Source organism: Bordetella ansorpii (assembly GCF_900078315.1).
In the GTDB taxonomy this organism is placed as follows: domain Bacteria; phylum Pseudomonadota; class Gammaproteobacteria; order Burkholderiales; family Burkholderiaceae_B; genus Bordetella; species Bordetella ansorpii.
The window spans coordinates 18,079-35,344 of the sequence record NZ_FKBS01000029.1; the positions used below are offsets into that span (position 1 = coordinate 18,079).

A 17,266-nucleotide genomic window follows, 5' to 3' on the forward strand; every position below is an offset into this window, starting at 1 on the left:
CGCCCTGCCCGCCTCGATGGATACCCGCACAACCCGGCCTCAAGCCGGCCCGTAGCCTCCGCCTCCCGGCGTCTCGACCACGAACACATCGCCCGCCTGCAACTGGGCGCTGTCCTGCGGGCCCAGTTCCTGCACGGTGCCATCGGCCCGCTCGATGTAGTTGCGCCCCATTTGCGCCGCCCCGCCTCCGGCCAGGCCGAATGGCGCGTGCTTGCGGTTGTTCGACAGGATCGCCGCCGTCATTTCCTCCAGGAAACGCACGCGCCGCACGCCGCCGTCGCCGCCCGGCCAGCGCCCCGCGCCGCCCGAGCCATGACGGATCTCATACGACTCCAGCCGTACCGGGAAGCGCAGCTCCAGCACCTCGGGGTCAGTCAGGCGCGAGTTCGTCATGTGCGCCTGCACGACCGACGTACCCGGGAAACCGGCGTCGTCCGGCCCCGTGGCGTCGATACGCACCGGCCCTGCCCCCGTGCCGCCCGAGATGGTCTCGTAGTACTGGTGCCGCGCATTGCCGAAGGTGAAGTTGTTCATCGTGCCCTGGCTGGCGGCCAGCACGCCCAGCGCGCCGTACAGCGCGTTGACGACGCACATCGACGTCTCGACGTTGCCCGCCACCACCGAAGCCGGCGGACGAGGCCGCAGCATCGAACCTTCCGGCACGATGATCTCGATGGGCTTCAGGCAACCCGCGTTCATGGGGATCTCGTCGTCCACCAGCGTGCGGAACACGTACAGCACCGCCGCCACCGAGATCGCCCCCGGCGCGTTGAAGTTGTTGTCCAGCTGCGGCGACGTACCCGTGAAGTCCACCACCGCGCTGCGCGCCTCGCGGTCCACCGTCACCGCCACGCGCACCACGGCGCCGTTGTCCAGGGGATACTCGTAGCGGCCGTCCTTCAGCACCGAGATCACGCGCCGCACGGCCTCTTCGGCATTGGCCTGCACGTGGCCCATGTAGGCGCGCACCACGTCCAGCCCGAAGTGGTCGCACATGCGCAGCAGTTCCTGCACGCCCTTCTCGTTGGCGGCGATCTGCGCGTGCATGTCGGCGATGTTCTGGTCCGGATTGCGCGCGGGCCACTTGCCCGAGCCCAGGATGTCGCGCACCGCCGCCTCGCGGAACTCGCCGCCGCGCACGATCTGGAAGTTGGTGAACAGCACGCCTTCCTCGTCCACCGTGCGCGAATCGGGCGGCATCGAGCCCGGCGTGGTGCCGCCGATGTCCGAATGGTGCCCGCGCGACCCCACGTAGAACAGGATCTCGCGGCCGGCGCGGTCGAACACCGGCGTGATTACCGTGATGTCGGGCAGGTGCGTGCCGCCGTTGTAAGGGTCGTTGACCACGTACGCGTCGCCCGGCTGCATGCGGCCCGCGTTGGCGTTCATCACGGTCTTGATGGATTCGCCCATCGACCCCAGGTGCACCGGCATGTGCGGCGCATTGGCGATCAGGTTGCCCTGGTCGTCGAAGATGGCGCACGAGAAGTCCAGGCGTTCCTTGATGGTGACCGAGTACGCCGTGTTCTGCAGGCGGTAGCCCATCTGCTCGGCGATCGACATGAACAGGTTGTTGAACACCTCCAGCATGACCGGATCGGCATCGGTGCCGATGGCGCGGCGCTGGGGCCGGGCCTCGACGCGGCGCAGCACCAGGTGGTCCAGCGGCGTCACCTCGGCCTGCCAGCCGGCCTCGACCACGGTGGTCTGGTTGGGCTCGGAGATGATGGCCGGACCGGCCATCACGTCGCCCGGCACTAGGTCTTCGCGCACGTACAGGGGCGTGTCGCGCCAGGCGCCGCCGCTGTACATGCCTACCGAACGGCGGGCCGCCAGGGGCTCGGTGCGCGTGCGGGTCACGGGCGCCTCGGCGGCCGTATCGCCACCGCCACTGGCCTCGACCGACACCGTATCCACCACCAGATCGCGGCCCGGCATCAGGAAAGAGTAACGCTGGCGATAGGCCGCCTCGAAGGCCGCGCGCGCCTCGTCGATCGTGCCGTAGGCCACTTCCAGCGCCGTATCGGTGCCCCGGTACTTCAGGTGCAGGCGGCGCTGCACGGTGATGGCCTCGGCCGGCACGTGCTGGCGGCGCAGCTCGCCTTCGACCTCGCCGGCCAGGCTGTCCAGCAGCGTGGACAGCTCGTCCATCACGGCGGGCGACAGCACCTTCTCAACGGTCTTCTGGCGCATTTCGGTCTGGTCGGCCAGGCCCATGCCATAGGCCGACAGCACGCCGCCCAGCGGATGCGCGTACACGGTGCTCATGCCCAATGCATCGGCCACCAGGCAGGCATGCTGCCCGCCCGCGCCGCCGAACACCGTCAGCGCATAGCCGGTCACGTCATGGCCGCGCTGCACCGAAATGCGCTTGATGGCCTCGGCCATGTTGCCCACGGCGATCTCGAGAAAACCCTCGGCCAGTTGCTCCGGCGTCATCTCGCGGCCCGTGGCCGCGCGCACGTCCGCCGCCATCGCGGCGAAGCGCTCGGCGGCGGCTTCGCGGTCCAGCGGCTGGTCGGCCTGCGGGCCGAACACGCGCGGGAAGAAGTCGGGCTGGATCTTGCCCAGCAGCACGTTGCAGTCCGTCACGGCCAGCGGGCCGCCGCGCCGGTAGCACGCCGGTCCCGGGTTGGCGCCGGCCGAATCCGGCCCCACGCGCAGGCGCGCGCCATCGAAGTGCAGGATCGACCCGCCGCCCGCCGCCACGGTATGGATGCTCATCATGGGCGCGCGCATGCGCACGCCGGCCACGCGGGTCTCGAACTCGCGCTCGAACTCGCCGGCATAGTGCGACACGTCGGTGGAGGTGCCGCCCATGTCGAAGCCGATGATGCGATGAAAGCCCGCCAGTTCGCTGGTGCGCACCATGCCCACGATGCCGCCCGCCGGACCCGACAGGATGGCGTCCTTGCCGCGGAAGCGGTGCGCGTCGGTCAGGCCGCCGCTGGACTGCATGAACATCAGGCGGATGCCGGGCAGCTCGCCGGCCACCTGGTCCACATAGCGCTTCAGGATGGGCGACAGATAGGCGTCGACCACCGTGGTGTCGCCACGCGACACGTACTTGATCAGCGGACTGACCTCGTGCGACACCGAGATCTGCGTGAAACCGATGGCGCGCGCCAGTTCGGCGGCGCGCTGCTCGTGCGCGGGCTGCAGCCATGCATGCATGAACACGATGGCCACGGCGCGCAGGCCGCCGTCATAGGCCGCCTGCAGATCGTTGCGCAGCGCGGCGTCGTCCAGCGGGCTCACCACGGCGCCGGTGGCGTCCAGCCGCTCGTCGGCCTCGACCACCGATTCGTACAGCATCTCGGGCAGCACGACGTTGCGGTCGAACAGCCGCGGGCGATTCTGGTAGGCGATGCGCAGCGCATCGCGGAAGCCACGGGTGGCCACCAGCAGCGTGCGTTCGCCCTTGCGCTCCAGCAATGCATTGGTGGCCACCGTGGTGCCCATCTTCACGCATTCGACCTGATCGGCCGGCACGGGCTCGCCCGGCGCCAGGCCCAGCAGCTTGCGGATGCCGGCCACCGCCGCATCGCGGTACTGCTCGGGATTTTCGGACAGCATCTTGGCGGTGGTCGTACCGCCATCGGGACGGCGCGCCACGATGTCCGTGAACGTGCCGCCACGGTCGACCCAGAATTGCCACTTCATATCGGTTCAAATCCTTGAAAACGGCTGCTAGCCGAACAGAGGTTGCGCGCCTGTGTGGCCGCGATGGCACAGGCCGGCACGCATGACAGGTAGAAAAACTAAAGAGACGTCGCCGCGCGCGCCGCCTGGTCGTAAAGGCCCGACAGCGCCCGCAGCGTATGCGCGAGATGCCTGGAGAACTCCAGGCCGCTGGCCGAGCCCGTTTCCAGGCCGTCTATCAGGCACTGCTCGCGCACCTCGACATAGCGGTCGATATAGCCCACGCCTTCCGGCGTGACGCTGTAGAACACTTCCTTGCCATTGCGCTCACCGCGCACCACGCCCTGCCGTTCCAGCTTCTTCAACGAATAGTTGACGATGTGCGTGTCTTCGACGTTCAGCGTGAAGCAGATGTCGGCCAGCTTCTTGGCGCGCTGCCGGTGATGCACGTGATGCAGCACCATGATGTCGGTAGCGGTCAGGTCCGGCAGCCCGGCCGCCGCCATGCAACGGACCATCCAGCGGTCGAACGCATGGGTGGCGATCATCAGACCGAACTCGACTTCGGACAGATCAGGCGCGCGCGGACTGACCAGATGGGCGGACGAAGCGATCAAAGGCGGATTGGGCATGATGGCAAAGCGAGTTTTTGTAGACGAAATACTAATAATTTATCTATATTTCATCAACAAAACTTGGCCTGAAAACACGAGCCAACCCGCTAGGGCTTTCCCTAATCGGCGCAGACAAGGGGTATGACATGAACATCCGCTTCCTCGAGACGTTCCTCTGGGCGGCGCGGCTGCGCAGCTTCAAGGCGGCCGCCGGCAAGCTCAACCTGACCCAGGCCGCCATCTCGGGCCGCATCGCCGCGCTGGAGAGCGACCTGGGCGAGCAACTGTTCGAACGCGGCAGCCGCGACACGCGGTTGACGGCCGCAGGCCGCACCTTGCTCGAGTACGCGCAACACATGCTGGAAACCGACCAATCCATGCGGCAGGCCCTGAAAGGTCCACCGGTCCTGCGCGGCGTGGTGCGCCTGGGCGTGGTCGAGTCCATCGTGCATACCTGGTTCACGCCCTTCATCAGCAGGTTGTACGAGGCGCATCCCGAGCTGGACATCGAAATGACCGCCGCGTCGACCCGGCGGCTGCAGGACATGCTCAAGCAGGGCAACGTGGATGCCGCGCTGCAGACCGACCCCGTGGTGGCCGAGGACGTGCGCAACCGCGACCTCGGCACCCTGCGCATGGGCTGGATCTGCAGCCCTGGTCTCGGTGTTTCCGAGCAGGCGCCCGCCGCGGAACTGGCGCGCCATCAGCTCATCACCTTCCCCCGCCACTCGCAGCCGCACCTGCAATTGCTGGACGTATTGGCACAGGCCGGGGTGCGCCCCGGCCGCATCCATTTCGTCTCGTCCATCGCCGCCAGCACCCAGTTCATCGACGCGGGGCTGGGTATTGCCGCGTTGCCCGTGGCCGCCGTGCGGGCCGGCATCGACAGCGGCCGGTACATGCTCGTGCAGTCCCCGGACGAGTTGCCGGACATGCGGCTGGTGGCCAGCTGGCGGCCCGATCCCGTCTCGGGCCTGGCCGAGGCCGTGGTGCGGCTGGCCCTGGACGAAGCGCGCGCCTATGCGGCGCAATGCCCTGACTGTGGTCCGCCTTTGGACAGCGGCGTGCTTGCCATGTAGCCCGTGCGGCACGCGCAGTGCCTTCGGGGTTTTCCCCCAGGGCGTACGGCGCGGGCGCGCACGCAGAGCCTGCATTCCCAGGGCGCGCAGGCAGATAAGTTTTTCTTAATCCGCCGAACCACAATAAACCGTTTGAGTACCGCCCCCGCGCCACCCAGAATCGTTGCCGTCAGCCCCTATTTCAAGGAACCTGCGTGACCGCACCGATCCGCACCGATCGCGACGCCATGGGCGAACTGTTCATCTGGACAGACATCGATCCCGCGCACGACACCGATTTCAACCGCTGGTACGACCGCGAACACATGGCGGAACGCGCCGCCATCCCGGGCTTCAGGTGGTCGCGCCGCTATCGCGCGGCCTCGGGGCCGCGCCCCTACCTGGCGCTGTACCGCACGGCTTCGCTCAACGTGTTCGAAAGCCCTGCCTACAAGCAGGCGTTCGGCCAGCAGACGGAATGGTCCCACGCCAACTTTGCCCGCATGCGCGACACCTCGCGCCGCGTCATGGCCGTGTCGCCGCTGGCTGGCGCCGGCACCGGCGCCTCGCTGGGCATGCTGAGGCTGGGCGACAAGGATGCAGCCACCCGCGCGGCCGCGCTCGCGGCGCAAGCCATGCAGATCGATGGCGTGCTGGCGCTGCGCGTGCTGACGCCGGATCCCGCGCTGTCCACGCCGCTGCCGTCCGAGGACAGCGCCACGCGCGTGCTGGAGCCCATGCTGCTGGTCGATGCCACGACCGAGGCGTCGGCCACGCAAGCCTTGCGCATGCTTGCCGAAGCCCTGGTCCTGCCTGCCTCCGGCAGCCACGTCTTCAACCTGCTCTGGGACCTGCAATCCAGCGACCTGAACGATGTGGCGCCTGTCACGCCGCAGCCCTAGTGATTACCCGTAAACCCACTGTTCATGCCCTTTTGCGGGGCATGCGCACCGTAGAATTGCCTTGCTTTCGCGGCCCCGCACGCGGCTTGCCGCGACCCCGAATCCTTCACTGCTCATCAAGGACTTTCCCCCATGTACAAGCGAGTTTCCCTTCTGGCCGGCGCCGTCGTGCTGGCGTTCAGCGGCGCTGCCAACGCCCAGACGAAGTGGGATCTGCCCAGCGCCTATCCCGCCAGCAACTTCCACGTCGAGAACCTGACCACGTTCATCAAGGACGTCGACACGCTGTCCGGCGGCAAGCTGAAGATCACGCTGCACAACAACGCCTCGCTGTACAAGGCTCCTGAAATCAAGCGCGCCGTGCAAGGCAACCAGGCCCAGGCCGGTGAAATCCTGCTGAGCAACTTCGCCAACGAAGATCCGGTGTACGAGCTGGACGGCCTGCCCTTCCTGGCCTCGGGCTACAAGGCCTCGTACAAGTTGTACCAGGCGCAGAAGCCCTACCTCGAGAAGAAGCTGGAATCGCAGGGCATGATGCTGCTGTACGCCGTGGCCTGGCCGCCCCAGGGCATCTTCGCCAACAAGGAACTGCGCCAGATCAAGGACATGGCCGGCCTGAAGTGGCGCGCCTACAGCCCCGTCACCGCCAAGATCGCCGAACAGGTGGGCGCGCAGCCCGTCACCGTGCAGCAGGCGGAACTGTCGCAGGCCATGGCCACCGGCGTGATCGATTCGTACATGTCGTCGGGCTCCACGGGCTACGACACCAAGACCTTCGAGTACATCAAGAAGTTCTACGACACCCAGGCGTGGCTGCCCAAGAACGCCATCATCGTGAACAAGCGTGCCTACGATGCGCTGGACCCGGCCACGCAGGAAGCGCTGAAGAAAGCCGCTGCGCAGGCCGAAGAACGCGGCTGGAAGTCGTCGGAAGAAAAGAACACCTGGTATCTCGAGCAGTTGCAGAAGAACGGCATGGAAATCGTCAAGCCCACACCCGAACTGCGTGAAGGCCTGGGCGCCATCGGCCGCCGCATGCTCGACGACTGGCTGAAGAAGGCCGGCCCCGACGGCCAGGCCATGATCGACGCCTACCGCAAGCCGTAATCCACGATGCGCCGTTTTCTCGACAACCTGTACGGCGCGGCCGGCCTGCTGGCTGGCCTGTGCACGGTGGGCGTGCTGATCTCGGTGCTGGCGGGCATTGCGTCCCGCCAGTTCGCGATCAACCTGCCCGGCACGGATGCCTACGCCGGATACTTCATGGCCGCGGCCGGCTTTCTCGCCCTGGCCAGCACGTTCAAGCATGGCGAGCACATCCGCGTCACCCTGCTGCTGAACTCGCTGGCCCCGGCAGGCAATCGGCGGCTGGACATCTTCGCGCTGCTGGTGGCCGTGCTGCTGTGCGCTGCCTTTGCCTACTACAGCGTCAAGCTCGCCCACGACTCCTGGCTCTACAACGACATCTCCACCGGCAACGACGCCACGCCGCTATGGATCCCGCAGCTCACCATGGCCGCCGGCACCATCCTGTTCCTGGTCGCCATCGTCGACGAACTGGTCCGCCGCATGAAGGGCAAGGCCGCACCCACCTCGCAGCAAACCCATGAATGAAATCCTAGTCATCACCCTGCTGATCGTCTCGATCTTCCTGCTGCTGGGCTGCGGGGTCTGGGTCGGCCTCACGCTGGCCGGCGCGGCGTGGATCGGCATGGAGATCTTCTCCAGCCGCCCGGCCGGCGACGCCATGGCCGTGACGATCTGGGGCGCCTCTTCCAGCTGGACGCTGACGGCCCTGCCGCTGTTCCTCTGGATGGGCGAGATCCTGTTCCGCACCCGGCTGTCCGAAGACCTGTTCAAGGGCCTCGCCCCCTGGCTCAACCGCCTGCCCGGCCGCCTGCTGCACACCAATGTCATCGGCTGCGCCATCTTCGCCGCGGTGTCCGGTTCGTCCGCGGCCACCTGCGCCACGGTCGGCAAGATGACCATTCCCGAGCTCACGCGGCGCGGCTATCCGCAGGACAAGATCCTGGGCACGCTGTCGGGCGCGGGCACGCTGGGCCTGCTGATTCCGCCTTCGATCATCATGATCGTGTACGGGGTCGCGGCCGACGTGTCGATCTCGCGCCTGTTCATCGCGGGCGTCGTGCCCGGCCTGTTGCTGGCCCTGCTGTTCATGGGCTACATCGCGTGGTGGGCGCTGCGCAATCCCGAGGCCGTGCCCGAGGCCGATGCCGGCCTGACCTTCATGCAGAAACTGCACCAGTCGCGCCATCTCATTCCGGTGATGCTGCTGATCGCGGCCGTGCTGGGCTCGATCTACACCGGCTTCGCCACCGCCACCGAAGCGGCCGCGGTGGGTGTGGTCGGCGCGTTGGCGCTGTCGGCGCTGCAACGGTCGCTGACCCGCGCCAGCTTCATGCAGTCGCTGCTGGGCGCCACGCGGCTGTACTGCATGATCGCGCTGATCCTGGCGGGCGCCCAATTCCTGACGCTGGCCATGGGCTACATCGGCCTGCCGCGCGCATTGGCGGAGTGGATCGGCGGCCTGGGCCTCAGCCAGTTCGGGCTGATCATCGCGTTGATGGTGTTCTTCATCGTGCTGGGCTGCTTCCTGGACGGCATCTCCATCGTGGTGCTGACCATGGGCGTGCTGCTGCCCACGGTGCAGGCCGCCGGCATCGACCTGATCTGGTTCGGCATCTTCATCGTGCTGGTGGTCGAGATGGCGCAGATCACGCCGCCGGTGGGCTTCAACCTGTTCGTGCTGTCCGGCATGACGGGCCGTGAACTGCCCTACATCGCGCGTGTCTCCATGCCGATGTTCATCCTGATGATCCTCGCCGTCATGCTGCTGTACTTCCTGCCCGGCATCGCCACCTGGCTGCCCCGGCAGATGATGTAGCGCGCCAGGCCTGCATCGGCAAAATCGCCCGGCATTCACATGCCGGGCTTTTCTTTCAAGACCGCCTACAGCACCGCCATTCGACTGTTCAGCAGATCGGTCACCAGCATGTGACCCGGCGCATGCGTGATGCAGAACTCGGGCTTCACCGCCGCCACCACCGATTGCGGCGTGACGCCGCAGGCCCAGAACACGGGCATCTCGCCTTCACGGATCTCCACGGCGTCGCCGTAGTCCGGGCGGTCGATGTCGGCGATGCCGATCAGCGCCGGATCGCCCAGGTGTACGGGCGCGCCGTGCACCGCCGGAAAGCGGGAGGTGACCTGCACCGCCCGGATGGCGTCCGCGGCCTTCAACGGACGCATGGACACCACCAGCGGACCATTGAACGGACCGGCGGCGTTGGTCGGGATGCTGGTGCGGTACATCGGCACGTTGCGGCCCAGCTCGATGTGGCGCACGGGCAAGCCGTCCTGCAGCATCGCTTCCTCGAAGGAGAACGAGCAGCCGATCAGGAACGACACCAGGTCGTCGCGCCACACGTCGCGCACGTCGGTGGGCTCGCTGACCAGTTCGCCATTGCGCCACACGCGGTAGCGCGGGATGTCGGTCCGGATGTCGATGTCATGGCCCAGCGCGGGCAAGGCCGGGCTGCCCGGCTCGGACATGGCCAGCAAGGGGCACGGTTTGGGATTGCGCTGGCAGAAATGCAGGAAATCGGCCGCCAGCGCGCGCGGCAGGATCGCCAGGTTGGCCTGCACGTGGCCGGGCGCCAGATTGGCGGTGGGACCCGTCAGCGCGCCGCTGCGGGCGTCCAGCCGTGCCTGATAGGCGGAATCGACGCGTTGCGTCATGGGATACCTCTTGGTCTACAGGTAAATCGCAGACCGGCGGGCGCCTCGCGCAGCCCGCCAGGCTCCCGACCGGCCGGTTTCAGTGCGTCGCCAGCAAGTCTTCCACGGCCATGCCGATGGACAGGATGCGGCGGTCGGCGCCATTGGCGCCGGCAATCATCAATCCGACGGGTGCGCTGCCTTCTTCCTGGCAAGGCACGGACAACGCGCAGCCGTCCAGGAAATTGATCAGCGTGGGATTGCGCAGGATCAGCAGATTGGTGCTGCCGTACAGCGCGTCGGACTCGACCAGTTCGGACACCACCGGCGCCACCACCGGCACGGTGGGCAGCACCAGCGCGTCGTAACCGGCGATACGGCGCTGCACCGAGGCGATCCACGCCCGGCGCGCGGCCATCAGCTCGATCCAGTCCGCGGCCGTGATCTCCTGCCCACGGCGGATGCGCGACACCACGCGGGGGTCGTACTGGTCCGCAGCACGGCCGATCAGCTCGCGGTGCCAGGCCCAGGCCTCGGCGGCGGTGAAGCCGCCCTTGGCGTTGATCTGCGCCAGTTGCGCGAACTCGGGCATCTCGATGTCATCGACCTGCGCGCCCGCCGCCGACAGCTTGGCCAAGGTGGCGGAAAACGTCTTCGAGACGTGCTCGTCCATGCCGTCCAGCGCCAGCGTGGTCGGCACGGCGATGCGCAGGCCATGCAGCTCGGCCGGTTCCGGCAGCGTCGGATCGACGTCGCCCGCCAGCACGGCGTCGACCGCCGCGCAGCAGCGCACGGTCGGCGCCAGCGGGCCGATGGAGTCGAGCTGCGCCGACAGTGGCAGCACGCCGTCCATCGGCACGCGCTGCGCGCTGGGCTTGAAACCCGTCAGGCCGCACAGCGCGGCGGGAATGCGCACCGAACCACCCGTGTCCGAACCGATGGCGGCAATGGCCATGCCGTCGGCCACCGACACCGCGGCGCCGGAGGACGAGCCACCGGGAATGCGTCCCGTGGCTCGATCCCAGGGATTCAACGGGGTGCCGTAGTGCGGATTGATGCCCAGGCCCGAATAGGCGAACTCGGTCATGTTGGTACGGCCGGTCAGCACCGCGCCGGCGGCCAGCAGACGCTGTACCACCACCGAGTGGGCGGCGGCGGGCGCGGCGTCGCGCAAGGCCACGGACCCCGCCGGGGTGGCCTCGCCGGCCACGTCGAACAGGTCCTTGATGGAGATCGGCAGGCCGTCGATGACCGAGCGCGTCAGGCCGGCCCCGCGCATCAGGTCGGAAGCGCGGGCCGCCGCAAGCGCGCGCTCGGTGTAGCGCCTGGTATAGACGCGGGCGCCCTCGCCCGACGGGTCCGCCGCGCGCGCGATGGCGGCTTCGGTCAGTTCCAGCGACGAGGTACGGCCCTGCTGCAGGGCCTGGGCTTGTTCATGCAAGGAGATGGACATGATGGACGGCTGACGCCAGGCAAAGGTGGGAAGAACAACGGCCGCCGAAGCGGCCGCCTCGATCAGGCGATTTCGGGCAAGACCTCGACATCATAACGATGGCTGATCGTGCGGCCCAGGCGCGGATCGTGCAGTTCCATGATGAAGGTGGCCGACGGGCGGATGCCGCCGATGGCGCCCACGGTGCCGCAGGTCATGCCGGTGCCGTCCGGCAGCGACTTGCCGCCCTGCGTGTAGCCTTCGATCAGTTCCAGCGGCGTGCGCAGCGAGGACAGCGGCCCCTCTTGATACAGCACTTCCGCGCCGTTCTCGACGATGCGCGAACGCAGCACCAGCTCGTCCCAGTGGCCGGCCACGTCGGCATGGCGCCAGGCCTGGCGCGCCACGGGCTTGACGCACAACTGCTTGGACAGCGCCACGCTGTGCGCCTCCAGCTTGCGATCGGTGTGGTCCGAGGCGATGCTGACGTGCAGTTCGCCGTCCAGCATGAACACGAAGGGCTCGACTTCGCCCGACGACTCGCCGCCCACGGCCTGCACGCGCTCGTCCTGCGTCACCTGGTTGAAGGCCACGCGGTAGTACAGCGGCACGCTGCTGGGACGCGGCACGCCGATGGCGGCCAGTTCCTCGATGTGATGCTCGATGGCCGCGCGGTCGCGGCCGGCCCAGCCCGCCACCACCAGGTTGCGGATGTCCACTTCGGCGGTACGCGTCGTGCCGTTGCTTTCGATCTGGAATACGGTCTTCATGGGAATCAGGGTCCTACACAAGGGAATCTGTAATGGCCGGCCCCCATCGGAAGCCGGCACGATGAAGGAATCAGCCGAACACCTGCGGCAGCCACAGCGCCAGGTCCGGGAACAGCGCCAGCAGCAGCAGCATCACGAACATGGCGGCCACGAACGGCAGGCTGCCGTTGATGACGGCGCTCATCGAGCCGCTCTTGCGCAGGCTCTGCACCACGAACAGGTTCAGGCCCACGGGCGGCGTGATCAGCGCGGCTTCCACCAGGATAATGATGAGAATGCCCAGCCAGATCGGGTCATAGCCCAGGCCGATCATGATGGGCGCCACGATGGGAATGGTCGTGATCATCATGGACAGCGTTTCCATGAAGCAGCCCAGCACCAGGTAGAAGACCACGATGATCAGCAGCATCCAGGCGGGCGACAGGCCCAGGCCGGAGATGGACTGCGTCAGCGCGTCGGTCAGGCCGGTGGCCGACATGACGAAGTTCAGGAAGCTGGCGGCGATCACGATCAGCATGATCATGGCGGTCGAGCGCATCGTGCCTTCCACCGCCTCGCGCAGCATCTTCAGCGACAGCCTGCCGAAGCACGCGGCCAGGATCAGCGCGCCCAGCACGCCCAGCGCGGCCGCCTCGGTGGGCGTGGCCAGTCCGGCGTAGATGGAACCCACCACCAGCAGGAAGATGCCCATCGGCGGCGCCAGGTGCACCAGGCTGGCCAGGCGTTCGCCCCATGAGGCCCGGATCTTCTGGCCGCCCCACGACGGACGCAGCACGCAGGCCACGATCACCGTCAGCATGAACAGGCCTGCCATCATGAAGCCGGGGATGATGCCGGCCAGGTACAGCTTGGGCACCGACGAGTTGGTCAGCACGCCGTATATCACCAGGTTGATCGAGGGCGGGATCAGGATACCCAGCGTGCCGCCGGCAGCCAGGCTGCCCAGGAACAGTGGCTCGTTGTAGCCGTACTTCTTGATCTGGGGAATGGACACCGTGCCCACCGTGGCGGCCGTGGCCACGCTGGAACCCGAGGTCGCCGAGAACAGCGTGGAGGCGCCGATGTTGGCGTGCATCAGGCCGCCGGGCAGCCACGACAGCCACAGGGCCATCGCGCCGTACATGCGTTCGGCAAAGCCGGAGCGCAGCAACACTTCGCCCAGCAGGATGAACAGCGGAATGGCGACCAGCAGGAATTCGTTGTTGGTGCTCCAGGACAGCTCGCCGATGGCGCGCGTCAGCGGCAGCATCGAATACAGCGGATCCAGGATCAGGCCCAGCACGCCCAGGGCGGCGCCCACGGGAATGGAAATGCCGATCAGGACCAGCAGAAGGGTCAATGCGGTGGCGATCATGCGGCGTCTCCCTTGACCATGCGCTCGCCGGCGGCGGCTTCTTCCTCGGCTTCTTCCTTGGCCGAACGCACGCCGCAGATGGCCTTGACCAGCTCGACGTCGCCCGTGACCAGCGCGGCCGAGGCGCGCACCAGCATCAGCGCCACCGTGATGCACATCCAGGCCAGGCCCACCAGCCACAGCGCCTGCGGAATCCACAGCGGCGTGGCCAGCGGCGTGTTGGCCGCGGACTTCTGCACCCACGAGGCCTCGACCACGTCGAAGGCATAGCGGGTCAGTATCACCATGAACACGCCCAGCGCGACCAGCGCGATCCAGTCCACCAGCGCGGACAGGCGCACGGGCAGGTATTGATAGAGCACGTCCACGCGCACGTTGGCGCGCTGCAGCGTGGCGAAGGCCAGCGCCCACGAGGTGCTGATGGCGAAGGCGTAGCTGGACAGCTCATCGGCGCCACCGGTGGTGAAGCCGAAGAACTTGCGCGCCAGCACTTCGAAGGAGATCAGCAGCACGCTGGCGAGGGTGAGCGCGCCGCCCGCCCAGACCGCCACGCGCGAGCACGTCTCCGCGCGGCGCAGCAAGGCGCCCAGCACTTGGAAATGTTCAGTTCGAGTCATGATGGAACCCAGAGGCCGGCATGGCCACGCCCCGATCGGGACGTCCATGCCGGCGTATTGCATGAGGCCGGAGGGCTCCGGCCGCTTACACGAGCCCTTGCGGGCCTGTTACTTCTTGGCGACCAGGCCCAGCTGCTTGCCGATGGTGGCGTTGAAGTCGCTGACGCACTGGGCCGAACAACGGGCGGCCCACTTCGGCAGCACTTGCTCTTCGGTGATCTTCTTCAGCAGGGCGCGGTCGGCATCCGACGGCTGCACCAGCGTCATCTTGCCCTTGACCGGGAACGGGCAGGCCGCCGCGCCGGTGTTGCAGTCATAGCCTTCCTGCGTCTGGCGCGCAGCGGCGTCCCAGATGTCGGACACGAGCTTGGTGACGTTTTCCTGCAGGAAGGTGCGCACCTTGGGATCCAGCTTGTCCCAGGCCTTCTGGTTGACGGCGTGGATCTGCTGGTTCCAGTTGATGGGCAGCGCCACCAAGTGGGTCGACACTTCGTACCACTTGGCCGAGTAGCCCGACAGCGAGCCGGTGATGGCGCAATCGACCACCTTGTTCTGCATGGCCGGCACGACCTCGCCGAAGGCCATGGTGACGCTGGTGCCGCCCAGCGCCTCGACGAACTCGGCCTGGGTGCGGCTGCTGGTGCGCACCTTCTTGCCCTTCATGTCGGCCAGGCTGTTGATGGTGGCGTTGCAGAACAGTACCTGGGCGGGATAGGTCGAGATGCCCAGCAGCTTCACGTTGGCGCCGTCGCCGTAGGTCTTGGAGTAGATGGGCGTGAAGGCGTCGGTCACCTGGCGCGCGGTCTTGATGTCCGGGGCCAGGCCGGCCAGGTCGATGGCTTCGTTGATGGGGTTGTCGCTGGCGAAGTACGACAGCGTGGCGGTGCCGAACTCGACCACGCCCTGCGACATCAGGCGCAGCAGTTCCGGACCTTTCAGTCCCATTTCGTTGAAGCCCTTGATCTGGGCCGTTACCTGGCCCTTGGACAGTTCCGGAATGGTCTTGGTCCAGAACGGCGCTTCGTAGTCCTGGTAGGCCGTCAGGTTGCTCAGGCCGCCCACCACCTTCAGTTCGGTCTTGGGCAGTTCCTGCGAGTGAGCGGTACCGGTCAGCGCGGCGGCGGCGGCGGCGGCAACAGCGTAGGCAAGCGACTTCATCATGGAGAGAGCTCCTGGCATGGGCGGGATTTCGTCGCGCGCCGGGCCCCGTCACCCTTGGCGGCGCGCTTGGGAAAATGCCACGGGCAAGCGGACAGGCGGCGCGGCCCGCGCCGCGCATGCGTCCATTCCCCGTGTGTGGTTATAAGTAAATCTCGATGTTGCGCATTGCAACGCAGGGGGTCTGGAGCGTCCAATCGTTAGTTGGGATGAGGGGGTATAAATTTCTCTTAACCCTCATGTCCCAGCCTTGGAGAACAGCCAGAAAACCCAATCCCGACAAGGACTTGCAGACGACTCCCCATGCATTGGCCGAGCGCAGAAAAACGCCGCGCCATGCCTTGCAGCAAGGGTAAGTCCCTATCCTTGCGCCACCTGAAAATGTGGCGTGGGCGTCAGATTTCCGGTTGCGGCGAGCGCGCCCGTTCGTGTTCGGCGGCGATGCGTTGCGCCAGCCGGGCAATGGCCCGCGCGGCGTGGCTGTCGGGTCCTTCGACCCAGGTGGCCGTGAAGGCCAGGTCGGGCAGCGGCTCGGCCTGCACGTGCAGCAGACGCAGTTCCCCGCGGGCCAGTTCCTTGTCCAGGAACACCGGCGCGATGACGCTGGTGCCGATGCAGTCCATCGTCATCCGCACGACCATCGACAGCGAGGCGCTGCCATACATGCGCGGCGCGGCCACGCCGGCGCGCGTCAGCATGTCCTGCACGGCGCGGTAGGGACTGCTGCTGGACGGATACGTGATGACCGGCAGTTGCCCGATGCGCTCCATCGTCAGGGGCTCGGGCCCGAGATCCAGCCGGGGGCTGGCCACCCAGGCCAGCGGATACGTGCACAGCGGCAGGTTCTCGACCCGCGCCTCGCGCAAGGGCCCCATGAGAAACGCCAGGTCGATCTGTCGCGCCAGCAATTGCGCGCGCAGCATGGGCGTGGTGTCCACCTCGATCTGCAGCACCAGCGCGGGATAGGCAGTGTGCACGTGCTCGATCAAGGCAGGCAGCCAAGTCTGCACGATAGTCTCGGCCACGCCCATGCGCACCGTGCCGCTCATCACGTTCTGCTCGCGCGCCGCCTGCATCATGTCGGCGCGCATCTGCAGCATGCGTTCGGCGTGGGACAGCAGCTCCTGGCCCTTGCCGGTCAGCGTGACGCCGCGCGCATCGCGCTCGAACAGGCGCACGCCCAGGTCGCTTTCCAGCGAGGCGATACGTTGCGAGATGGCGGGCTGGGTGGTGTTGAGCTTCTCCGAAGCGGCTCGAAAACTACCCAGATTCGCCACCCAGAAAAAGGTCTCGATGTGACGCAGGTCTATCAATTGAGGCGGGTCCGGTTGGGGCTAGACGGCATTTTAGAGGCAGATGCAGCGTGGCCCGGCGCAGACGGGGCAGGCCGTGGCGTCGCCCGCCGCGCGACGAACGAGCCCTACAAGGACAGCGGATCGCGGCTGGTCACCACAATCAGCGCGCGGCCCTCCTTGCGGCCCACGGATACCAGCTTGTGCGGCATCGATGAGTTGAACTGCACGCAATCGCCCTCTTCCAGCACTTCCTTGCGCGAGCCGATGGTCAGTTCCAGCTTGCCGGACAGCACGTACAGCAGCTCTTCGCCATCGTGGTGGCTCAGCACGCGCTTCTTGGCGCGGCCGCCATTGAACTGGCCGGGACGGATGACGAAGGCCCGCATCAGGCGGTTGCCGTCGGCGCCCGCCACCAGCGACAGGTACTCGTTGGCCTCTTCGGGATCGACATCCCTGGCGCGGAAGAACGAGGCCTCGGGCTCCTGTTCCGTCTTGCCGAACAGGCGGTCCACGTTCACGCCCAGCGCGTGCGACAACTTGAAGGCGGTCTCGATGGAAGGCGTGGAGATGCCGCGCTCGACCTTGGACAGGTAGCTGCGGCTCAGGCCGCAGGCCTGGGCCAGTTGCTCCAGGGTCAGGCCTGCCTGGACGCGCAGTAGTTTCAGCTTCAATGCCACGAATTAACC

The 17,266-nt window shown here is 67.0% G+C and carries 15 protein-coding genes; 5 read left to right on the plus strand and 10 right to left on the minus strand.

Annotated features, from left to right (window positions below; all coding sequences use genetic code 11):
* Positions 1–39: 39 nt before the first annotated feature.
* Positions 40–3,663 (minus strand): hydantoinase B/oxoprolinase family protein, encoded by a 3,624-nt coding sequence (locus A7W11_RS21950; protein WP_066419398.1) that lies wholly within the window; start codon positions 3,661–3,663, stop codon positions 40–42.
* Between the two features lie 98 nt (positions 3,664–3,761).
* The gene (locus A7W11_RS21955; RefSeq protein WP_066419401.1) at positions 3,762–4,274 is read right to left on the minus strand and encodes a winged helix DNA-binding protein; all 513 of its coding nucleotides are present in this window, start codon (positions 4,272–4,274) and stop codon (positions 3,762–3,764) included.
* 128 nt (positions 4,275–4,402) lie between these two features.
* Here A7W11_RS21955 and A7W11_RS21960 point away from each other — a divergent pair, with 128 nt between their 5' ends.
* The 5 genes from A7W11_RS21960 to A7W11_RS21980 all read left to right on the plus strand — a co-directional run bounded on the left by A7W11_RS21960 (position 4,403) and on the right by A7W11_RS21980 (position 9,121).
* On the plus strand, positions 4,403–5,335 hold the full coding sequence (locus A7W11_RS21960; protein ID WP_066419403.1) for a LysR family transcriptional regulator: 933 nt from the start codon (positions 4,403–4,405) through the stop codon (positions 5,333–5,335).
* Between the two features lie 227 nt (positions 5,336–5,562).
* The gene (locus tag A7W11_RS21965; protein ID WP_328587244.1) at positions 5,563–6,216 is read left to right on the plus strand and encodes a hypothetical protein; all 654 of its coding nucleotides are present in this window, start codon (positions 5,563–5,565) and stop codon (positions 6,214–6,216) included.
* Positions 6,217–6,348: 132 nt separating this feature from the next.
* Positions 6,349–7,323 carry a TRAP transporter substrate-binding protein gene (locus tag A7W11_RS21970; protein WP_066419408.1) on the plus strand — a complete coding sequence of 325 codons (975 nt, stop codon included), beginning with the start codon at positions 6,349–6,351 and terminating at the stop codon, positions 7,321–7,323.
* 6 nt (positions 7,324–7,329) lie between these two features.
* The gene (locus A7W11_RS21975; protein ID WP_066419411.1) at positions 7,330–7,830 is read left to right on the plus strand and encodes a TRAP transporter small permease; all 501 of its coding nucleotides are present in this window, start codon (positions 7,330–7,332) and stop codon (positions 7,828–7,830) included.
* Positions 7,823–9,121: a TRAP transporter large permease gene (locus A7W11_RS21980; RefSeq protein WP_066419414.1), complete on the plus strand. Its 1,299-nt coding sequence runs from the start codon at positions 7,823–7,825 to the stop codon at positions 9,119–9,121. The genes A7W11_RS21975 and A7W11_RS21980 overlap by 8 nt, the downstream gene beginning before the upstream one ends.
* Before the next feature lie 65 nt (positions 9,122–9,186).
* Here A7W11_RS21980 and A7W11_RS21985 read toward each other — a convergent pair whose 3' ends face one another.
* From A7W11_RS21985 to A7W11_RS22020, 8 genes are all read right to left on the minus strand, one after another.
* A complete protein-coding gene (locus A7W11_RS21985; RefSeq protein ID WP_066419415.1) occupies positions 9,187–9,975 on the minus strand; it encodes a putative hydro-lyase in 789 nt (262 codons plus the stop codon).
* Between the two features lie 79 nt (positions 9,976–10,054).
* Complete coding sequence (locus A7W11_RS21990) at positions 10,055–11,407, minus strand: amidase (RefSeq protein ID WP_066419416.1); 1,353 nt, start codon at positions 11,405–11,407, stop codon at positions 10,055–10,057.
* Positions 11,408–11,469: 62 nt separating this feature from the next.
* Positions 11,470–12,156 (minus strand): DUF2848 domain-containing protein, encoded by a 687-nt coding sequence (locus A7W11_RS21995; protein WP_066419420.1) that lies wholly within the window; start codon positions 12,154–12,156, stop codon positions 11,470–11,472.
* Positions 12,157–12,226: 70 nt separating this feature from the next.
* The gene (locus tag A7W11_RS22000) at positions 12,227–13,510 is read right to left on the minus strand and encodes a TRAP transporter large permease (protein WP_066419426.1); all 1,284 of its coding nucleotides are present in this window, start codon (positions 13,508–13,510) and stop codon (positions 12,227–12,229) included.
* Positions 13,507–14,127: a TRAP transporter small permease subunit gene (locus tag A7W11_RS22005; RefSeq protein ID WP_066421564.1), complete on the minus strand. Its 621-nt coding sequence runs from the start codon at positions 14,125–14,127 to the stop codon at positions 13,507–13,509. Before A7W11_RS22005 ends, A7W11_RS22000 begins: the two co-directional genes overlap by 4 nt.
* A gap of 108 nt (positions 14,128–14,235) precedes the next feature.
* Positions 14,236–15,288, minus strand: coding sequence for a TRAP transporter substrate-binding protein (locus tag A7W11_RS22010; RefSeq protein ID WP_066419428.1), 1,053 nt, complete (start codon positions 15,286–15,288; stop codon positions 14,236–14,238).
* Positions 15,289–15,680: 392 nt separating this feature from the next.
* Complete coding sequence (locus A7W11_RS22015) at positions 15,681–16,598, minus strand: LysR family transcriptional regulator (RefSeq protein ID WP_066419430.1); 918 nt, start codon at positions 16,596–16,598, stop codon at positions 15,681–15,683.
* A gap of 107 nt (positions 16,599–16,705) precedes the next feature.
* A complete protein-coding gene (locus A7W11_RS22020; RefSeq protein ID WP_066419432.1) occupies positions 16,706–17,257 on the minus strand; it encodes a helix-turn-helix domain-containing protein in 552 nt (183 codons plus the stop codon).
* Positions 17,258–17,266 lie beyond the last annotated feature (9 nt).